The 19,251-nt window shown below is 63.0% G+C and carries 15 protein-coding genes; 8 read left to right on the plus strand and 7 right to left on the minus strand.

Annotated features, from left to right (window positions below; translation table 11 throughout):
* Nucleotides 1-55: 55 nt before the first annotated feature.
* The 3 genes from ACF8FB_RS02935 to ACF8FB_RS02945 form a co-directional block, all read right to left on the minus strand.
* Nucleotides 56-1,510, minus strand: a complete 1,455-nt coding sequence (locus ACF8FB_RS02935; protein WP_392510829.1) for a TrkH family potassium uptake protein — start codon at nt 1,508-1,510, stop codon at nt 56-58.
* Between the two features lie 267 nt (nt 1,511-1,777).
* Nucleotides 1,778-2,419 carry a 3-oxoacid CoA-transferase subunit B gene (locus ACF8FB_RS02940; protein ID WP_003251131.1) on the minus strand — a complete coding sequence of 214 codons (642 nt, stop codon included), beginning with the start codon at nt 2,417-2,419 and terminating at the stop codon, nt 1,778-1,780.
* An 8-nt stretch (nt 2,420-2,427) separates the two neighbouring features.
* The gene (locus tag ACF8FB_RS02945; RefSeq protein WP_010954768.1) at nt 2,428-3,123 is read right to left on the minus strand and encodes a 3-oxoacid CoA-transferase subunit A; all 696 of its coding nucleotides are present in this window, start codon (nt 3,121-3,123) and stop codon (nt 2,428-2,430) included.
* 1,905 nt (nt 3,124-5,028) lie between these two features.
* Here ACF8FB_RS02945 and ACF8FB_RS02950 point away from each other — a divergent pair.
* Both ACF8FB_RS02950 and ACF8FB_RS02955 read left to right on the plus strand, forming a co-directional pair.
* Nucleotides 5,029-5,679, plus strand: coding sequence for a methyl-accepting chemotaxis protein (locus tag ACF8FB_RS02950; RefSeq protein WP_370688786.1), 651 nt, complete (start codon nt 5,029-5,031; stop codon nt 5,677-5,679).
* Nucleotides 5,680-5,883: 204 nt separating this feature from the next.
* Nucleotides 5,884-6,522: a TetR family transcriptional regulator gene (locus ACF8FB_RS02955; protein ID WP_392510831.1), complete on the plus strand. Its 639-nt coding sequence runs from the start codon at nt 5,884-5,886 to the stop codon at nt 6,520-6,522.
* A gap of 3 nt (nt 6,523-6,525) precedes the next feature.
* Here the strand turns inward: ACF8FB_RS02955 and ACF8FB_RS02960 are convergent, their stop codons facing one another.
* From ACF8FB_RS02960 to ACF8FB_RS02975, 4 genes are all read right to left on the minus strand, one after another.
* Nucleotides 6,526-10,089, minus strand: coding sequence for a molybdopterin cofactor-binding domain-containing protein (locus tag ACF8FB_RS02960; protein ID WP_392510997.1), 3,564 nt, complete (start codon nt 10,087-10,089; stop codon nt 6,526-6,528).
* Nucleotides 10,086-10,559 (minus strand): (2Fe-2S)-binding protein, encoded by a 474-nt coding sequence (locus tag ACF8FB_RS02965; protein WP_064491887.1) that lies wholly within the window; start codon nt 10,557-10,559, stop codon nt 10,086-10,088. The genes ACF8FB_RS02960 and ACF8FB_RS02965 overlap by 4 nt, the downstream gene beginning before the upstream one ends.
* Before the next feature lie 431 nt (nt 10,560-10,990).
* Complete coding sequence (locus tag ACF8FB_RS02970; protein ID WP_350298065.1) at nt 10,991-11,467, minus strand: MarR family winged helix-turn-helix transcriptional regulator; 477 nt, start codon at nt 11,465-11,467, stop codon at nt 10,991-10,993.
* Between the two features lie 70 nt (nt 11,468-11,537).
* Nucleotides 11,538-12,590, minus strand: a complete 1,053-nt coding sequence (locus ACF8FB_RS02975; protein ID WP_004577272.1) for a 2,5-dihydroxypyridine 5,6-dioxygenase — start codon at nt 12,588-12,590, stop codon at nt 11,538-11,540.
* A 321-nt stretch (nt 12,591-12,911) separates the two neighbouring features.
* Here ACF8FB_RS02975 and nicC point away from each other — a divergent pair, with 321 nt between their 5' ends.
* The 6 genes from nicC to ACF8FB_RS03005 all read left to right on the plus strand — a co-directional run bounded on the left by nicC (nt 12,912) and on the right by ACF8FB_RS03005 (nt 19,238).
* Nucleotides 12,912-14,060, plus strand: coding sequence for a 6-hydroxynicotinate 3-monooxygenase (gene nicC / locus ACF8FB_RS02980; protein WP_010954763.1), 1,149 nt, complete (start codon nt 12,912-12,914; stop codon nt 14,058-14,060).
* Nucleotides 14,057-14,863 carry an N-formylmaleamate deformylase gene (nicD, locus tag ACF8FB_RS02985; RefSeq protein WP_010954762.1) on the plus strand — a complete coding sequence of 269 codons (807 nt, stop codon included), beginning with the start codon at nt 14,057-14,059 and terminating at the stop codon, nt 14,861-14,863. Before nicC ends, nicD begins: the two co-directional genes overlap by 4 nt.
* A gap of 13 nt (nt 14,864-14,876) precedes the next feature.
* The gene (locus ACF8FB_RS02990; protein WP_003251112.1) at nt 14,877-15,629 is read left to right on the plus strand and encodes a maleate isomerase; all 753 of its coding nucleotides are present in this window, start codon (nt 14,877-14,879) and stop codon (nt 15,627-15,629) included.
* Nucleotides 15,630-15,644: 15 nt separating this feature from the next.
* Nucleotides 15,645-16,286, plus strand: coding sequence for an N-carbamoylsarcosine amidohydrolase (locus ACF8FB_RS02995; protein ID WP_003251109.1), 642 nt, complete (start codon nt 15,645-15,647; stop codon nt 16,284-16,286).
* A gap of 208 nt (nt 16,287-16,494) precedes the next feature.
* Nucleotides 16,495-17,808 carry an MFS transporter gene (locus tag ACF8FB_RS03000; RefSeq protein WP_003251108.1) on the plus strand — a complete coding sequence of 438 codons (1,314 nt, stop codon included), beginning with the start codon at nt 16,495-16,497 and terminating at the stop codon, nt 17,806-17,808.
* A 137-nt stretch (nt 17,809-17,945) separates the two neighbouring features.
* The gene (locus tag ACF8FB_RS03005) at nt 17,946-19,238 is read left to right on the plus strand and encodes an OprD family porin (RefSeq protein ID WP_010954761.1); all 1,293 of its coding nucleotides are present in this window, start codon (nt 17,946-17,948) and stop codon (nt 19,236-19,238) included.
* Nucleotides 19,239-19,251: the final 13 nt, after the last annotated feature.

The following is a 19,251-nucleotide window of genomic DNA, read 5'->3' on the forward strand; positions in this document are numbered from 1 at the left end:
ACGAATATGCTGTCCCTGCCCAATTTTATGGCTGATTGGCTGGATGGCCTCTGCTCTAGAATCGCCAGAAGACTGGCGAGACCAGTACCAGTACGGTGAGGATCTCGAGCCGTCCAAGCAGCATGCCAACCGTCAGCAACCATTTCGCTGCGTCCGGCAAGGAGGCGAAATTACCTGCTGGACCGATAAGCGTCCCCAGGCCTGGACCGACGTTGCACACGGCGGTGGCCGCCCCGCTCAACGCCGTCATCCAGTCGAGTCCTATCAAAGACAGGCCCAGGGCGATGACCGCAATGGTGACGGTGAAGAAGAACGAGAACGTCAGCAGTGACCGTACGATCTCTTCATCGATGGGGTGCCCATTGTATTTCTTCGAGATCGTTGCCCGTGGATGGATCAACTGCTTCAGGCTGCTGACAAGCAAGGCAGCGGCCACCTGGAAACGGAATATTTTCAAACCGCCGGCGGTGGAGCCCGAGCACCCGCCGACGAACGTCAGGTAAAAGAACAGCATGATGGCGAAGCTGCCCCAGAGCGTGTAATCACCCACGGCAACGCCTGTGGTGGTTACCACCGAGGTCACATTGACTGCAACGATACGAAACGCATCCCACCAGGCCAGATCGCTGTGCAGGCAGAGCCAGGTTCCGACGGTGAGCCAGACGAAGACGAGAAAACCAATGAAACCGCGAACTTGATGGTCCTTGAGCAGGATGCCTCGATGGCCACGCAGCGTGGCGACATACAGCGTGAAGGGCAGGCTGCCGAGTATCATGATGACCACCGCTACCCAATGCACCGCAGGCTGCTCCCAATGGCCCAGTGAGGCATCCGAGGTCGAGTAGCCACCGGTTGAAATCAGCGACATCGAATGATTGATGGCTTCGAATGGGGTCATGCCGGCTGCCCACAATGCCCCTGTCCCCAATGCAGTCAGGCCCAGGTAGACCAGCAGTATTACCTTGGCTGCCACATGCGAACGCGGCGTCACTTTGTCAGACCAATCCGAAGACTCGGTCTGGAACAGGCGCATGCCGCCCACGCGCAGCAGTGGCAGGATCGCCACGGCCATGCCGATAAAACCAATGCCTCCCAGCCAGTGCAGCAGCGAACGCCATATCAGCAGCCCCGGCGATGCACTGTCCAGGCCGGTCAGCACGGTCGAGCCGGTGGTGGTGATTCCTGACATGGTTTCGAAGAACGCGTCCGTGTAACTGATGTGTCGAATGAACACCATTGGCAGCGCCGCGAATGCGCACACGATGACCCAGCTTGCCGTCGTGAGCAGATACATGTCCCTGGTCCGCAGTTGCGGTGTGTCGGGTACGCCGCGGGCCACCATGAGCAGGCCGACACACAGAACGATCAGGCTCGACCAGACGAATGCACCGAGGTCGTCGCTGCGGTCGTACACCAGCAGCGTCAGCATTGGAATCACCATGCTGACGGCCAACGTGATCAGGAATACACCAATAATGAAGGCGATGAAACGCAATGCAGGAAGCGGCATTGAGGGAGCTCGTTGGGACAGTGCCGGCAGTATTGCCTGCTTTACGGTAATGTCGAGTAAAAAAGGCGTAAAGTCGTGGCCGGCAATTTTTTACGCCGCTATCTGGCTCCCGCTCGATAGCTCATTGGGTTGACCTCTCCGAGAGTTCCATCGGCTTCGAAGCGGCTGTAAAGGTAGTCTCAAGCACCGCGTGCTCCCTGCTCGCGGCGCTTGTGCGGCACTATTGATTGTGCCGCAGAGGCATGGAAAGCCCTAAGTCTTCCTGGATCACTTGATCAGCGGCACGCCACTGAGTTTCTGCAGCTCGTCAAAGTCGATGTCCGCGCAGATTTCGACCACTTTCAGCCCTTCAGGTGTCACTTCCAGCACGGCCAGGTCGGTGTAGATGCGGCTGACGCAAGCGATACCGGTCAGCGGGTAGGTGCACTCGGGCACCAGCTTGCTTTCGCCGGTCTTGGTCAGGTGGTCCATCATCACGAACACCTGGCGGGCGCCGGTGGCCAGGTCCATTGCACCGCCTACGGCCGGGATCGAGCCTTCGGCACCCGTGTGCCAGTTGGCCAGGTCGCCCTTGACCGACACCTGGAAGGCGCCCAGTACAGCGATGTCCAGGTGGCCGCCACGCATCATCGAGAACGAATCGGCATGGTGGAAGAAGGCACCACCGGTCAGCAGGGTGACGTGCTGCTTGCCGGCGTTGATCAGGTCATCGTCTTCCTCGCCCGGCGCAGGGCTTGGGCCCATGCCCAGCAGGCCGTTCTCGCTGTGCAGGAACACTTCCTTGTCGCCCAGGTAGTTGGCCACCAGGGTCGGTGCGCCGATGCCCAGGTTTACGTACGCGCCTTCCTGGATGTCTGCGGCCACGCGTTGGGCCATCTCGGTGCGGGAGAGCTTTTTGGTGATGGTCATGGCAGGCCTCAGACAGCTTTGGCAATCGAAGAAGCGGCAGCACCGGTGACGGCGACCACGCGCTGGACGAAGATACCCGGGGTGATGATGTGTTCCGGGTCCAGTTCACCGAGTTCGACGACCTGGTCGACCTGGGCGATGGCGGTCTTGGCAGCCATGGCCATGATCGGGCCGAAGTTGCGGGCGGCCTTGCGGTAGGTCAGGTTGCCCCAACGGTCACCCTTGTGCGCCTTGATCAGTGCGAAGTCGGCGTGCAGCGGCATTTCCAGCACGTACATGCGGCCATCGATCTCACGGGTTTCCTTGCCCTCGGCCAGCAGGGTGCCGTAGCCGGTTGGCGAGAAGAACGCACCAATGCCGGAGCCTGCGGCGCGGATACGCTCGGCCAGGTTGCCCTGCGGGACCACTTCCAGCTCGATCTTGCCGGCGCGGTACAGTTCGTCGAACACGTAGGAGTCGGACTGGCGCGGGAACGAGCAGACCACCTTGCGCACGCTGCCTGCCATGAGCAGGGCGGCCAGGCCGATCTCGCCGTTGCCGGCGTTGTTGCTGATGATGGTCAGGTCGCGGGCACCGGTGGCAATGAGGCCATCGATCAGCTCGGACGGCATGCCAGCCGTGCCGAAGCCACCGACCATGATGGTCGAACCGTCGGTAATCCCTTCCACCGCGCTGGCGATGGACTCGTACGTTTTATTGATCAAGGCGAGCTCCTGGTTGTTCCTGGAGTTGTGGTTGTCGGGCTGGCCGGAGCGCGTGAAGCGATGGGGCCTGTCAGCACTTGAAATGGCTTGCTGACTTTCGCTATAGCGTGCCGCAAGATAGGGCAACAGTAGAGAGGGTTTGGCTGAATTTGTGCGATTATCGAACTGTTGTGCGATCTGCGAGCAGTTCTGGAGGCTATTTGCCTCATTTCAGTTGAATGCTTAAACCGCTCATTTTTGCCCGTGGCTGGTGCGTTCCGGAGTTGCCTGCCGGCATCTTGCACTGAAGAAGTGCATCCACTCCGCGGGATCGCCGATTAATCACGCCTCCCGCCGTTGGCGTGCGACTTGCTATCAGATTGCCATTCGATGTCGCGTATGGTGAAGATAATGTCGCTTTCCAGTGGTTCGATGCAGTTATCGTCGAGTGAAAAGGGCTGGCTGCCGTGGTTCGGCAAAACCGGCAAATTCAGCATGGGCTGGGCGTGCCGCCTTAACCGGGCCAGTTACCCGCAGGTCGAGCAAACCTTCGAAGCCATCGCCCAGACCCGAGTGCAGTTGCTGCATGAGTGGGTGCGCGAACAGTGGGAGCACCTGGCCGACCTGGCCGAGCAGGTGGCGCCCGGGCTCGCTCAAGTCGATAGCGCGATGTTGCGCAACACGCTGGCCCAGGCGGAGGACTTTTCCGAACTGTTTGTCGTCGATGTGCACGGCAGCGTCACCGCTTCGACCTGGCCCCAGCGTGGCACGCCACGTATCGAGTATTTGGCAGCTCTGGCGCAGGGGCTGAAAGCACCGTTTCTGCACGGGCCCTACAGCGACTCGCTGACCTTGCAGATCGGCCCGTCTTCCTCGCGCTTCCACGATGAAGTCACGTTGATGTTCTACCAGCCCCTCATGCACGAGGGCAAAGTGCTGGGTTGTCTGTGTGGGCGGGTGCCCAACGATGTGCTGGGTGACCTGATCCAGCGCGAGGCAGGGCACATTTACCCCGAGTCGGGCGACAACTACCTGTTCATGGCGCAATCGCGCTTCGACCCTGGCATACAGCCCGGTACCGCGTTGTCCCGCTCGCGTTTCGAGGACGCCACTTTCACCCATGGCGAAAACCTCAAGAACGGTGTGCACACGCCCTGGGCCACTGTACAGGTCCAGCGCCATACCGAGCTGGAGCTTCGTTTCACCGACCCTTCCACGCGGGAACTGCACCCTGGCGTGAGGGAGACGATCAGGCGGGGTGCCAACCTGTTCGTGACCTACCCCGGCTATTCGGACTACCGTCATGTGCCAGTGGTGGGCAAGGGCGTTACCTTCCAGTTGCCGGGCTCGCCCGACCGCTGGGGCATGATGTGCGAGGCGGACCTGGAGGAGGTCTACCGCCGGCGTTCGCTGAGCTACGGGTTGATGAAACCCTATGTGGCGATCATGGCGGGGCTGTTCGGCTGCAATTACCTGGTGCAGCACTATGCAGGCCTGCCGCAAGGACTGACTGACGTGATCGAGGCCTTGAGCATGCTGGGCGCCACCTTGTTGTTTGGCGTGCTCGGGCCCAAGCGCCTGGCCGCGAGGTTGAATGGTATGAGCAGTGTGCTATGCACCATCGCCGAGGGTGAAGGCAACCTGCGCCAGCGCCTGGATACCAGCACCTTGGCCAATGATGAGAGCGGCGACATGGCACGCTGGATCAACAGCTTCATCGACCGCCTGGACGCGGTGGTCGGGCAGGTGGTCAAGGCCAGCCGCACGGTCGGCAGCACCAACCAGATGATGCTCGGGCGCAGCCAGGAGGCCAGCGTAAGCTCCGCCGACGTGGCCGACGCCGTGCACCAGATGATGATCATCATGGAAGAGCAACTCGGCGAACTGCAGCAGGCCTCGGTCAGCGCCGAGCAGATGAAGCAGGCCATGGACGAAGTGGTCAGCCGCGCACGCGCGCAGTACCAGGCGGTGCAGGCGGGCACGCAGTCGATCCGCGATGTGGTGGCGCGCTCATCATCCAGCGTGCAGCGGCTCGACAGCCGCATGGTCGAGATCGACAACATCACCGGGTTGATCAGCGAAATCACCAACCAGACCAACCTGCTGGCGCTCAATGCCGCCATCGAGGCGGCGCGTGCCGGGGAGCATGGCCGTGGCTTCGCGGTGGTGGCCGACGAGGTGCGCAGCCTGGCCGCACGCACCTCGCGTGCCGCCGACGACATTCGCCACATGGTCGAGAGCCTGCAGGGCGAAACCCGGCAGGCGGTAAGCTTCATGGAGCAGGGCGTGCAGGACGTCGACAACAGCCTGCGCCTGGCGGAGGACGCTTCTTCCGAAAATGTACAGCTGCACCAGGCGGTGGAGAGCATGTTCGCCATTATCCAGCAGCTCAACCGTCGCAGCGTGGAATACGGCAAGACGATCGAGCAGGTCAACCAGTCCTCCAGCGAGATGCGCCAGACCGCCCTGGTGCTGCAAAGCAGTGCGCAGAAGGTGAAGGTGGATGCTGGCAAGTTGCAGAAGCTGGTGGGGCAGTTCGAAGTCAGTGATGATGGCGAACGAGGCGTCGCTGCTTGAGTAACGTACCTGTCCGGTAACCCGGGAGCCCGTCATGATCCGGCTGGCTGTACCTGCCAATGATCAGGTGCAAGCCAGCCCCGATGACTGCTGACTTCCAGGCCGGTAGCGGACGGAGAGCGGGTTTGCCCAGTCGAAAAAGCCGCGCAATGGCTCAATGTCTGTGGCAGTGTTGGGTATCTGGCCAGCCCCACAGGGACCTACATGCAAACTCGCAAAACCGGTGTTCGCGCCCAGCAGGCCGACCGCACCCGGGACAATATTCTCAAGGCCGCAGTGAAGGTCTTCAGCAAGGAAGGCTTCACTGGCGGGCGCATCGAGCAGATCTCCACGCTGGCCAACTCCAACGACCGGATGATCTATTACTACTTCGGTAGCAAGGAAAAGCTGTTCATCAGTGTGCTGGAACACATCTATGCCAGCTTCAACCAGGCCGAAGCGAAGCTGCGCCTCGACCTCGCCGACCCTGAGCAGGCCCTGCGCGAGCTGGTGGCGTTTATCTGGGACTATTATGTGCGCCACCCCGAATTCGTCACCATCCTCGCCACCGAAAACCTTCACCAGGGCTTGCACGCGCGCAAGTCGCAAAACCTCAGGGCGCTGTCCGGCGAAGCGGTCGGCGTGCTGCGGCCGATCATCGAGGCAGGACAGGCAAAGGGCCTGTTCCGTGACGATATCTGCATTACCCACGCCTACCTGATGATTGCCTCGCTCTGCTACTTCTATAACTCCAACCGCCATACGCTCAGCTCGTTCCTGGCCGTGGACCTGGCCGACAAACAGGCCAAAGCCGATTGGCTGACCTTCATCAGTGACCTTGCGCTGCGCGGCTTGCGCCGCTGAGCCTCAGTGGCTGCCAGGGTTGGCGCGTACCTGCGCAGCCTTGGACGCCAGCCCTTGCCAGGCCGGTTTGTCGGCGGCAAAACGATGGCGCAGGTAGGCCGCGAGGTCGGCTACCTGGCGGTCCGACAGGCTGTCCTTGAAACCAGGCATGTAGCCCAGGTCGCGGGTTGCCGGCGTCGGAATGCCGTGCAGCACCACGCGCAGCAGGTTGTCCGGCAGGTCGCTGTGGACGTTGCTGTTGACCGCCATCGACGGGCTGACGCCAAACAACTTCGGCCCCAGCCCATCACTGTGGCAGCCCAGGCACGCACCTTTGAATACCCGCTCGCCGTTGCTCAGCGACACGTGCGTGTCCACCTGGGGCGCGGCATTGGCGGCCAGTGCCTGCGGCTCGCCCTCCAGGGAACTGAGGTAGTGGGCGATGGCGCGCACGTCGCTTTTTGGCAGGGTGGCAAGCTCACTGACCACCGGGCCCATGGGGCCGGCCGCCACGCCGTGTTTTTCGGAGAAGCCGGTGCTGAGGTAGTTGAACAACTCGTCTTCGCTCCACGGCGTCGATGACTTGCCCAGGGCATTCAAGGCCGGGGCCTCCCAGCCATCGACCATGCCGCCAGCAAGGTAGCTGCTACCGCCTTTTTCTGCGCCCATCAGGTTGCGCGGCGAATGGCAGGCCGTGCAGTGGCCCAGGCCGTCGACCAGGTAGGCACCGCGGTTCCACTGCGCGCTGCGCTGCGGGTCGGGCTGGTATTCGCCGCGTTGCAGAAACAGCGCATTCCAGCCGGCCATCAGCGGCCGCTGGTTGAACGGGAAGCGCATCTGGTTGGCGGGCGCTTCCTGGCGTACCGGTGTTTGCGACATCAGGTAGGCATACAGCGCTTGCATGTCGGCGTCGTTGATGTTGCGAAACGAGGTGTAGGGAAACGCCGGGTACAGGTGCCGGCCATCGCGGCTGATACCTTCGCGCATGGCCCGCTCGAAGGCGGCGAAGGACCAGCGGCCGATACCGGTTTCCGGGTCGGGGGTGATATTGGTGCTGTACAACGTGCCGAAAGGCGTATCCATTGCCAGCCCCCCGGCATTGGCCTTGCCGCCGCTGACCGTATGGCACACGGCGCAGTCGCCGGCCGCCGCCACCTGGCGCCCGCGCTCGAGCATGGCGGCGCTCCAGCTGCCGACACCAGGTGGCGTTACCGGGGCGATTTCGGCGCGCCAGGGCAAGGCGGTGGCAAGCATGCCCAATGCGGCGCCGAACACCCCGGCCAGCGAGCCGAACCACCACTTCGAACGCTTGGTTGACGGCTGCGCTGGCGCGGGCGCATCTGGCCCTTGGCCTTCGCCACCGAGCGCAGCACGCACGCGTTCGGCTGTGATCGGCAGCTCGCGAAAACGAATGCCGGTGGCGTCGAAAATGGCATTGGCGATGGCCGCTGCGCTGGGTACCGAGGCTGACTCGCCACTGCCCATTGGCGGCTCGTGCTGGCGCGGCAGCATCATCACGTCGATAGCCGGCAGCTCGGGGAAGGTCAGGATCGGGTAGCCGCCCCATTCCTTGCTCGCCACTGTCGATTCTTCGAAACTGACCTGCTCCTTGAGCACCCGGCTGGTGGACTGGATGACGTTACCGTGGATCTGGTGACGCACACCCTCGGGGTTGACCATCATCCCGGCATCGTGGCCGATCACCACGCGGGTGACGGCCACTTCGCCCGTGCGCCGGTCCACTGCGACATCAGCCACCCAGGCTGCCCAGGCCGCGCCGAAGCCGGGAAATTTACTGTGGATATAGCGCGCATAGGCAAAACCCCGGCCGCGCAGCACATCACCTTCGGCCTGTGTCTGCATGGGCCGGGTATGTGGCTGCCATTGCGCGCGTTCAGCAGTGGCTTTGACCAGGTCGATGGCGCGCGGGTCGGACAGGTGCTTGAGGCGATATTCGACCGGGTCGACGCCAGCGGCGAAGGCCAGTTCATCGATGTACGACTCATGGGCGAAGCTGTTGGGCATGGCCGACACACCCCGCATCCATGAGGCACGCACCAGTGGCGTCATGTCATTGATGGTGACGCGCATGTGTTCGTAATCGTAAGGCGGGATCGACGTGCGATCGCCCATCTCGAACAGCGCCGGCACCGGTTCCACGGCACCGGTCAGCAGCAGGGCCAGGGTGGGCGCGCCATTGGACGGGTAGCTGGTCTGGAAGTCATAGGCGGCCACGCTGCCATCGGCGTTCAGGCCGCCGTCGATTTCCATCAGTTGCGCGGTGCCCTTGGGCTCCCACACGTGTTCCTGTTCGCGGGTCAGCTGCACCCGCACCGGGCGCTGCACCGCACGCGACAGCAGCACCGCGTCGGCGCACACGTCATCGGCGCAGTTGCGGCCATAACAACCGGCTGCTTCCATGCGAATGATCTCGATGCGTGCTTCAGCGCACGCCAGCAGCCAGGCCAGGTCTGCGCGCAGCAGGTGCGGGTTCTGCGTACCTGACCACACGCGGATCTGCCCTGCGGTGAAGTCGGCCAGTGCACATGATGGGCCGATCGATGCGTGCAGCTGGTAAGGCCACAGGTAGCTGCGGCTCAGGCGCTGGCTGGCATTGGCGATACCGCCGTCGACATCGCCCTGGTCCAGCACGGTGCGCTGCACGCGCGGGTTGTCGCGGATGGCCTGGGCGACATCGCTAAGGTCGGGCAGCTTGCCTGTGAATGGCTTCCAGCTGACTTTCAGCTCATGGGCTGCACGGATGGCTTGCTCTTCGCGCTCTGCCACCACACCGACGAAGTCGCGGATGACCACCACGGCGACCACGCCGGGTAGATGGGCGATGGAAGACTCATCCACCGCCAGCAAGCTGTTGCCGACAAAGTCGCCGCTGTCATGGCCGGCATAGGGCGGGCGGATGACCCGACCGTGAAGCATGTTGGGCAGGCGCATGTCGTGCACATAGGTCAGCTCGCCGGTGGCCTTGCCAGGGATGTCTACTCGAGGGGCGCTGCGCCCGACCAGGCGGTAGTCCTCGATGGCCTTGAGCGGGGCGTCGTCGGCAATGTGCAGCTGGTGGTTCTTGCCTTGCACCAGTTCGGCAAAGCTCAGCGTGCTGCCGTTACTGGCGATAACCGTGCCGTCTTCAATGCGCAGCATTTCGGGCGGGCAGCCAAGGCGTAGGGCGGCCTGTTGCAACAGATAGCGTCGCGCTGTGGCTGCGGCCTTGCGCAGCGGTACCGCGGAAATCTGCAGGGTGGCGCTGGCAATGGTCGCGCCCTGGTTGGGTGCCCGCTCGGTGTCGCCCAGCACCATGTGCACCTGGTCCATGCGCAGGTCCAGCTCTTCGGCGACGATTTGCGCCAGCGAGGTACGGATGCCAGTGCCCAGGTCGACATGACCATTGAAGGCGTAGAGCATGCCGTCGTCGCTGACCGCGATGAACAGTGCCAGCTCACGTTCCTTGACTGTAGGTGTCACGCCCTTGGCCACAGGGCCTGAGGGCGGGGTGATCTGGTCGACGATCAGCAACACGCCGGTCTTGGCCAGCAGTTGGTCGCGGCTGGGCACCTGTTGTGAGTGGTTCATGGCTTTCTCCGGGTCTCGGCAGCGCGGCGCACGGCGCGCAGGATTTCGACGTGGGTGCCGCAGCGGCACAGGTTGCCGGACAGCTCATTGCGAATCTGTTCGTCGCTGGGCTCGGGAATGCGATCGAGCAGGGCCTTGGCGGTCATGATCATGCCGTTCATGCAGTAACCACACTGGGCCGCCTGCTCGTCGATGAACGCCTGTTGCACGGGGTGCGGTGCGGCCTTGCTGCCCAGCCCTTCGAGGGTGGTGATATTGCGGCCGGCGGCGCCGGCCAAGGGGATGACGCAGGAGCGGGCGGCCACGCCGTCGATGATCACCGTACACGCCCCGCATTCGCCCAGGCCGCAGCCGTACTTGGGGCCGTTCAGGCACAGGTCGTTGCGCAGGATCAGCAGCAGCGGGGTGTCAGGCATGGCGCTGACTTCGACGGGCTGGCCGTTGACCTGCAGGGAGATGGTTGTTTGCATTATTGGCTCATCTCTGGAGGTTGCTTGCGCTACCAAAGGACTCAAATGACGCGAGCGTTTCGGTAAGTACTCACTACATGAAATGAGTGAGCAAGAAGCAGGCCAGAGATGAATTTGCAGAGAACTGTGATGGTGGGGCAGGGATGAAGATTGTCGGCGCCCGGGAAACCGAGCGCCGCCGCGCGGCGCATCGCGCTGTGCCGAACCCCCGAGTTTGTGTGTGTAGGAGCGGGTTTACCCGCGAATACGGTGGTGGCGGCAACGGTGATCGGCAGGTGGAGATTGGCCGGCCCATTCGCGGGTGAACCCGCTCCTACGGCGGCCTGTGTCCAACCACCGATGCGTGTCCAATGTGAGCGAGCTTGCTCGCGATGCGCTTGATCTCTCAGGCCGCGTATCTGTGACGGCCACCGCGGCAGTCACAACAATTTTCAGCCCGCGTTCTCGTCGCTGTCGATCATCTTGCGCAGCAGGTACAAAATGGCTACGCGCTCCCCGGCATTCAGGCTGCCCATGCTCAGTTCGCTGATCTGCCGGGCGCAGGGGATCATTGCATCGAGCAAGGCCGCGCCGCTTTCGGTGAGTTCGACGATGACCTTGCGCCGGTCGCCCGGGTCTGGCGAAAGCTGCACCAGCTCGCGCGCCTTCAGGCGCTCGACGATGCCGCGGATGGTTGCCTGGTCCACCGCGGTGGCCTTGATCAGTTCGGCCTGGGAGCTGGGGCCGTGATCGCGCAGGGCGCACAGGGTGACGAACTGGATCGAGGTAAGCTGCGGGTCGCAGGCCTGCTGCTGGAAGATCGCCGTGTGCCGTTGGTAGGCCTTGCGCAGCAAGTGCCCGACCTGTTCGGTAACGTCGTAGGTGGTGTTGTCGAGCGGGGCGCTGCTGGGGGTGGTTTTTTTCGACATAGGATGGCTTGGGCTGGGTGGAAAGAGGCTGGCCGGCCGCCAATAGCGGAGCGCCCGGCCAGTATAACCCCTATCGCGCTCGCGACTCCTCTGGTGCAACCACGTCGCCGGCCAGCACTACCGCCTTGTCATCCAGGTAGATATCGCAGTTGCGCAGCGGGATGTCCAGGTGGCACGGGGTCTTGCGCTTGCCGCCGACCTCGGTGTTGGGGCCGGTGGAGAACAGGAAGTTGCCGTAGAACGCACGGGCATCCATGCACATGCCGTCGTTGCGGTCGTGCAGGCCCATGGCCGTCCATTGCGCGCGCGGCTGCAGGCCCCAGCCTATGTGCGAGATGCCGTATACCTCGGGGTCGTTGAAGTATTTCATGTAGTCACGCAGGTACTCGGCCTCGAAGCCGCCATGTATGCCGGTGATGAAGCCTTTTTCGATTTCCAGGGTGATGCGCTCGCGGCAATAGTTCTTGAACGGCAGGATGATGTCACCCACGTCCAGCACCAGCGTGCCCTCGGCGCTGTCCTCGTTCGGCCAGGTGAACAGAAAGCCGCTGGGCCAGTGGTCCCAGCGCCCCGGTTCGTCGGCATAGCCGTACTCAGTCACGGCCGGGTACTGGCCGAGCGGGGCGTGGAAGTCGCTACCGGCCTTGGACCGCACATGCAGGCTGCGCGCCTGTTTCAACAGGGTTTCGGCAGCCAGCACCCGGCGTTTGTCGTCTTCGGTCGGCAGCATGCGCGCCAGCACCTCGGGTGGCTCCACGGCCAGCAGGATGCGCGTGCCGGTCTTGAGAATCTGCTCCTGCTCGGGCGAGTGCAGCAGCATCATGGTGTCGACGACCAGGTCGGCGGCTTCCAGCGCCCGCTGCGCCGCCAGGTTGCCGGTCAGCGCGGTGTCGCCGCAGTAGGCCGTCATGTCGTTGCCCATGGCGGTCGGGTGGTTGAACGCCGGCAGCTCTACCGCATACACCTTGGCCTTCAAACGCTGGGCGGCCTCCATGGCGGCGTTGACCGTGCGCGGGTCGGAGTAGTGGCTCTTGAGCACGGCCACGCTCTGCGTTTCGTCCACTCGAGACAGCTTCAGTACGTGCTCGAACATCTGGGTCAGTTGTGCATTGCTCACCGGCATCGGGGTTCTCCTGGGTGGCGTTGACAGGGGCGCACCATGGCAGTGCCTGGTGCTGCATCTCGGTGCAAAATAATAGTGTGTACACCCTACTTGTGCAGATGAAAACGCATCCTGCCAGCGAGCGCAAGTGATCTGTTCAAACGTTACCTATCCACACATTGACCAGTATTTACGGTAACAATCAACCGGATTTCGTTTCGATCAGCTGTTTGAAAAATATTTTCAGCTGGCTCTTTTCAAAGGTCATTTGTAGCGTATACGCTCTAAATCGTCAGGCGGTTGAGCCGCTGGCCACCTATCAGAACAAGAGGAGACATACCCATGCGGGGTAGGCAGAAAATCGCAATCGTCGGTGCAGGTCTGGGTGGGGCAGCCGCCGCCACATTGCTGCAACAGGCCGGGTTCGATGTCGAGGTATTCGAACAGGCTCCGGCGTTCACCCGCCTGGGCGCAGGCATTCATATCGGCCCTAACGTGATGAAAATCTTCCGCCGCATGGGGCTGGAGCAGAAGCTGGAGCTGATGGGCTCGCACCCGGACTTCTGGTTCAGCCGCGACGGCAATACCGGTGATTACCTGTCGCGCATTCCGCTGGGCGAGTTTGCCCGCCGCGAATACGGCGCTGCCTACATCACCATCCACCGTGGCGACCTGCACGCCCTGCAGATCGAGGCCATCCAGCCGGGCACCGTGCACTTCGGCAAGCGCCTGGAAAAGATCGTCGACGAAGGTGACCAAGTGCGCCTGGACTTCGCCGACGGCACCCACACCGTGGCCGACATCGTCATCGGGGCCGACGGCATCCACTCGAAGATCCGTGAAGAGTTGCTGGGGGCTGAAGCGCCGATCTACAGCGGCTGGGTCGCGCACCGTGCACTGATTCGCGGGGTGAACCTGGCACAGCATGCCGATGTGTTCGAGCCCTGCGTCAAATGGTGGTCCGAAGACCGCCACATGATGGTCTACTACACCACCGGCAAGCGCGACGAGTATTACTTCGTCACCGGCGTGCCACATGAAGCCTGGGACTTCCAGGGTGCGTTCGTCGACAGCAGCCAGGAAGAAATGCGCGCAGCCTTCGAAGGCTACCACCCCACGGTGCAGAAGCTGATCGACGCTACCGAATCGATCACCAAGTGGCCGCTGCGCAACCGCAACCCGTTGCCGTTGTGGAGCCGTGGCCGCCTGGTGCTGCTGGGCGACGCCTGCCACCCGATGAAGCCACACATGGCCCAGGGCGCGTGCATGGCCATCGAGGACGCGGCCATGCTGACCCGCTGCCTGCAGGAGACCGGGCTGTCCGACCACCGCACGGCGTTCGCGTTGTATGAAGCCAACCGCAAAGAGCGGGCATCGCAGGTGCAATCGGTATCCAACGCCAACACCTGGCTCTACAGCCAGGAAGATCCAGCCTGGGTTTACGGCTACGACCTCTATGGGCAGCAGCTTGAAAGCGGGGAGGCGGCATGAGCACCTTCGTCGCTGGTGGTAACGTCAGCGCCAATGGCATCCGCCAGCATTACCTGCGCTATGGCGGCAAGGGCCATGCGCTGATCCTGGTGCCGGGCATCACCAGCCCAGCGATCACCTGGGGCTTTGTCGCCGAGCGCCTTGGGCATTATTTCGACACCTATGTGCTGGATGTGCGCGGGCGTGGCTTGTCTTCAAGCGGCCCCGACCTGGACTACGGCACCGACGCTTGTGCTGCGGATATTCCCGCCTTTGCCGCCGCGCTGGGCCTGGATAGCTACCATCTGCTCGGTCACTCGATGGGGGCGCGTTTTGCCATCCGCGCAGCCGCCCAAGGGGCACCGGGACTGCAGCGGCTGGTGCTGGTCGACCCACCGGTGTCCGGGCCGGGCCGCCGCGCCTACCCGAGCAAGTTGCCGTGGTACGTCGATTCGATCCGCCAAGCCACGGTTGGCATGAGCGGCGATGACATGCGCGCCTTCTGTGCCACCTGGAGCGACGAGCAGCTGGCCCTGCGTGCCGAGTGGCTGCACACCTGCTACGAGCCGGCGATCGTGCGGGCCTTCGATGATTTCCACGAGGTCGATATCCACCAGTACCTGCCTGCGGTGCGCCAGCCGGCATTGCTGATGGTGGCCGGGCGGGGTGGAGTGATCGAGCCCCGTGACATTGCTGAAATGCGCGAGCTCAAGCCGGATATCCAGGTCGCGTACGTGGACAACGCCGGCCACATGATCCCCTGGGATGACCTGGACGGTTTCTTCGCCGCCTTTGGCGACTTCCTCGACCACCCCCTCGTCTGACGGAGCACGAGACATGACCCAGCTATACCGCATCGGCCAGATCGTGCCGAGTTCGAACACCACCATGGAAACCGAAATTCCGGCGATGCTCAACGCACGCCAGGCGATCCGCCCCGAGCGGTTCACCTTCCATTCCAGCCGCATGCGCATGAAGCAGGTGAAGAAGGAAGAACTGGCCGCGATGGACGCCGAGTCCGACCGCTGCGCAGTCGAGCTGTCCGACGCCAAGGTCGATGTGCTGGGCTATGCCTGCCTTGTGGCGATCATGGCCATGGGGCTGGGCTATCACCGCCAATCTGAAAAGCGCCTGCAGCAGGCCACCGCCGACAATGATGCACTGGCACCGGTGATCACCAGCGCCGGGGCGCTGGTCGAGGCCTTGCATGTGATGAAGGCCAAGCGCATTGCCATCGTCGCGCCGTACATGAAGCCGCTGACCGAGTTGGTGGTGAACTACATCCGCGAGGAAGGCTTCGAGGTGCAGGACTGGCGCGCGCTGGAAATCCCCGACAACCTCGCCGTGGCCCGTCACGACCCGGCCAACCTGCCGGGCATCGTCGCCGGCATGGACCTTGAAGGCGTCGATGTGGTGGTGCTGTCGGCGTGCGTGCAGATGCAATCGCTGCCGGCAGTGGCCAAGGTCGAGGCGCAAACCGGCAAGCCGGTGGTCACCGCTGCAATCGCTACCACCTACGCCATGCTCAAGGCGCTGGACCTGGAGCCGATCGTGCCGGGCGCCGGTGCCTTGCTGTCGGGCGCCTACTGAAATCGGGAGACGGACATGAGCGACGCACAAAGCGCCCGTGACAACTACCAGGGTGTGTGGGGCCAGCGCATCGGCTTTGGCCGCAAGCCGGCCCTGCTGATGATCGACTTCATGCAGGGCTACACCACCCCGGGCGCACCGCTGTACGCCCCGGGCGTGGTCGCGGCAGTCGAGCAGGCCGCCGGCCTGCTGGCGCTGGCCCGCGACTGCGGTACCTTGGTGGTGCATACCAACATCCGCTACCAGCCTCCGCATTTTGCTGACGGCGGCGTGTGGGTGCGCAAGGCGCCGGTGATGAAGGACATGGTCGAAGGCAACCCGCTGGCAGCCTTTTGCGAGGCCGTTGCGCCACAGGCAGGGGAGGTGGTGCTGAGCAAACAGTACGCCAGCGCTTTCTTCGCCACCAGCCTGGCCCCGCTGCTGCATGCACAAGGGGTGGATACCGTGGTGCTGGCTGGCTGCTCGACCAGCGGCTGCATCCGCGCCAGTGCGGTGGATGCCATGCAGCACGGGTTTCGAACCATCGTGGTGCGCGAGTGTGTCGGTGACCGCCACAGCGACCCGCACGAAGCCAACCTGTTCGACATCGACAGCAAGTACGGTGATGTCGTCACCCGGCAGGATGCCATGCAGCAACTCAGGCACCTGGCCGGCTGAACGCCGGGCAGCGCCTACCCAATAACAATCAAGGACCGGTGCGGGAAGCCCGTCCATGACCGCCTGCTGTCCGGGTGGTCGCCCCGCAGGAGCACTCGGGGTCTTCAGGCGCTGTCCAGGCCCGCCGCGTAGAATGCGCGGCGTGCCCGGCGCGTCGAAAACTGCTGGCCTTAAAACAACCACAAAGTCGCCCGCCAGGAGACAGGAAATGCCAATTGCGAATGCAACCACGGTCCACAGTGACATCGACCATGGCACGAAAGCGCTGTACAGCAAGATCACCTGGAGGCTCATCCCCTTCTTGTGTTTCTGCTACCTCGCAGCTTATCTGGACCGCATCAATGTCGGCTTCGCCAAGCTGCAGATGCTCGAAGACCTGCAGTTCAGCACAGCGGCCTATGGCCTGGGTGCAGGGCTGTTCTTCGTCGGCTACATCATCTTCGAAGTGCCGAGCAACCTGATCCTGCAGCGCGTTGGCGCCAAGCTGTGGATCGCCCGCATCATGATCACCTGGGGCCTGCTGTCGGCCTGCACCATGTTCGTCACCAGCACCACCCAGTTCTATATCCTGCGTTTCCTGCTGGGGGCGGCCGAGGCCGGCTTCCTGCCAGGCGTGCTGTACTACCTGACCATGTGGTACCCCACCTATCGCCGCGGGCGCATCATTGCCCTGTTCATGATCGGGCTGCCGTTGTCGAGCGTGATTGGCGGGCCGATTTCTGGCTGGATCATGGGGCATTTCGACCAGGTTCAAGGTTTGCATGGGTGGCAGTGGCTGTTCCTGCTGGAGGCGATCCCCAGCGTTTTGCTCGGCATCCTCACGTTCTGGGCATTGCCTAACCATTTCCAGCAGGCCAAGTGGCTGTCGGCTGACGACAAGGCACAACTGGCGGCAGACCTGGCCGCCGACGATGCCGAGGGCAAGGACAGCAAACACAGCTTCCGCGATGGCTTCTTCAACCTTAAGGTGTGGATGCTCGGTGGTATCGACTTTTCGATCCTGCTCAGCGCCTATGCGATGGGCTTCTGGATGCCGACCTTCATCCGCGATGCGGGCGTCAGCGACACCTTCCATATCGGCCTGCTCACGGCCATTCCAAGCCTGGCCGCGCTGGCCGGCATGCTCATGATCGGGGCCAGCTCCGACCGCCACCGCGAGCGCCGCTGGCACATCATCGTGCCGTTTATCATTGGTGCAATCGCCATGGCCAGCAGCACCTTGTTCAGCCAGAACCTGGTGATGACCGTGGTGCTGTTCGCCATTGCCTCGGCGGCGATCATCGGCGCGGTGCCGGTGTTCTTCAGCCTGCCGGCGACTTTCCTCAAAGGCACCGCAGCCGCCACCGGCTTTGCCCTGGCCTGTTCGGTAGCCAACATCGCCGGCCTGGTGAGCAACTCACTGATGGGCGTGGTCACCGACCTCACCGGCACCTCGCACGCTGCGCTGTGGGTGTTTGCCGGCTGCCTGATCCTCAGCTGCTTCCTGGTCATCGCCTTGCCGGCCAAGCTGGTCAACCGCTAGCGGCCCAGCGCTTCACGCAACGGCAGGGCAGGCGGGCCGGGGCCCGCCTGCCGACCTCTCTCGATGCAACCCGCACGCCGGTGGCCATGCAGTGCCGCCGCGCCGGGTTGCTGTTGCCCAAATCCAGGAGTAGCCCTATGCAAGGTTTCACTGCGCCGCGTTTTTCTTCGTCTGCACGCCTGGCCGGCGGTTGTATTGCCGCCGCTTTGTGTGCAGAGGCCACGGCAGAAGAGGCCGGTTTCATCGAAGGTGCCCGCGCCACGCTGCAGGCGCGCAATTACTTCTTCAGCCGCGACTATGCCGATATCAAGGGCGCCAGCACCCAGTCGCGCACCCAGGAATGGGCGCAGGGGTTTATCCTCAATGCCAGCTCCGGTTATACCCAGGGCACCCTTGGCGTGGGTGTGGATGTTACCGGCCTGCTGGGTTTCAAGCTCGACAGCAGCCCGGAACATGCCCGGTCCGGGTTGCTGCCCAGCCTGGACAGCGGCAAGTCGGCGGACGAATACAGCCGCCTGGGTGCGGCGATCAAGTTCAAGGTGTCGCAAACCGAGCTGAAAGTGGGCGAGTTGATGCCCAACCTGCCGGTGCTGCTGTTCAGCGATTTGCGCCTGCTGCCGCCGACATACCAGGGCGCGATGCTGGAGTCGCGCGAGTTCGCCGGGTTGACCCTGAGCGCCGGCCAGTTCCGCTCCACCAGCCTGCGCGACTCGTCCAACAGCCAGAAGATGTACGCGCTGGTCAACGACCCGATCAACCCGGCGCGGCTGGCGCGTTTTACCAGCGACCGGTTCAACTACGTGGGTGCCGACTATGCCTTCAACGACAACCGTACCAGCGTCGGTGTCTGGCAGGCGCAGTTGGAGGATATCTACCAGCAGCGCTTCTATAGCTTCAAGCATGCCGAGCCGCTGGGGAGCTGGACGCTGGGGGTCAATGCCGGCTACTTCGATGCCCGCGAGGACGGGAGCAAGGTGGCTGGCGACTACGATAACCATGCGCTGTTCAGCCTGTTCTCGGCCAAGACCGGCGGGCATACCTTTTATGTGGGCTATCAGCAGATCGGCGGCGATGACGGCTTTATCCAGGTAGGCGCCAACACCAACCCGATGGGTAATACGCTGCCGACCTATGAGTTCTCGGCGCCGGGTGAACGCTCGTGGCAGGTGCGACATGATTACAATTTTGTCGCCTTGGGGCTTCCAGGGCTGACGTCGACCCTGCGTTATGTGAAGGGGCGGGACGTGGAGACAGGGCTGGGCTTTGAAGGGCGTGACCGCGAGCGTGACCTGGACCTGGCCTACGTCGTGCAAAGCGGGCCGTTGGCCGGGCTTGGGATACGGGTGCGCAATGTGATGGCGCGCTCCAACTACCGGACAGATATAGATGAGAACCGCTTGATTCTGAGTTACACGATCAAGGTGTTCTGAGGGGATAGGTGAC

It is taken from the genome of Pseudomonas sp. yb_2 (assembly GCF_043103905.1).
GTDB lineage: Bacteria > Pseudomonadota > Gammaproteobacteria > Pseudomonadales > Pseudomonadaceae > Aquipseudomonas > Aquipseudomonas alloputida.

Bases quoted from the DNA above. Each gene is read 5' to 3' on its own strand.
- ACF8FB_RS02935 (WP_392510829.1), bottom strand. From the start codon at position 1,510: ATGCCGCTTCCTGCATTGCGTTTCATCGCCTTCATTATTGGTGTATTC.
- ACF8FB_RS02940 (WP_003251131.1), bottom strand. From the start codon at position 2,419: ATGACCATCACCAAAAAGCTCTCCCGCACCGAGATGGCCCAACGCGTG.
- ACF8FB_RS02950 (WP_370688786.1), top strand. From the start codon at position 5,029: ATGGACGAAGTGGTCAGCCGCGCACGCGCGCAGTACCAGGCGGTGCAG.
- ACF8FB_RS02955 (WP_392510831.1), top strand. From the start codon at position 5,884: ATGCAAACTCGCAAAACCGGTGTTCGCGCCCAGCAGGCCGACCGCACC.
- ACF8FB_RS02960 (WP_392510997.1), bottom strand. From the start codon at position 10,089: ATGAACCACTCACAACAGGTGCCCAGCCGCGACCAACTGCTGGCCAAG.
- ACF8FB_RS02965 (WP_064491887.1), bottom strand. From the start codon at position 10,559: ATGCAAACAACCATCTCCCTGCAGGTCAACGGCCAGCCCGTCGAAGTC.
- ACF8FB_RS02970 (WP_350298065.1), bottom strand. From the start codon at position 11,467: ATGTCGAAAAAAACCACCCCCAGCAGCGCCCCGCTCGACAACACCACC.
- ACF8FB_RS02975 (WP_004577272.1), bottom strand. From the start codon at position 12,590: ATGCCGGTGAGCAATGCACAACTGACCCAGATGTTCGAGCACGTACTG.
- nicC (WP_010954763.1), top strand. From the start codon at position 12,912: ATGCGGGGTAGGCAGAAAATCGCAATCGTCGGTGCAGGTCTGGGTGGG.
- nicD (WP_010954762.1), top strand. From the start codon at position 14,057: ATGAGCACCTTCGTCGCTGGTGGTAACGTCAGCGCCAATGGCATCCGC.
- ACF8FB_RS02990 (WP_003251112.1), top strand. From the start codon at position 14,877: ATGACCCAGCTATACCGCATCGGCCAGATCGTGCCGAGTTCGAACACC.
- ACF8FB_RS02995 (WP_003251109.1), top strand. From the start codon at position 15,645: ATGAGCGACGCACAAAGCGCCCGTGACAACTACCAGGGTGTGTGGGGC.
- ACF8FB_RS03000 (WP_003251108.1), top strand. From the start codon at position 16,495: ATGCCAATTGCGAATGCAACCACGGTCCACAGTGACATCGACCATGGC.
- ACF8FB_RS03005 (WP_010954761.1), top strand. From the start codon at position 17,946: ATGCAAGGTTTCACTGCGCCGCGTTTTTCTTCGTCTGCACGCCTGGCC.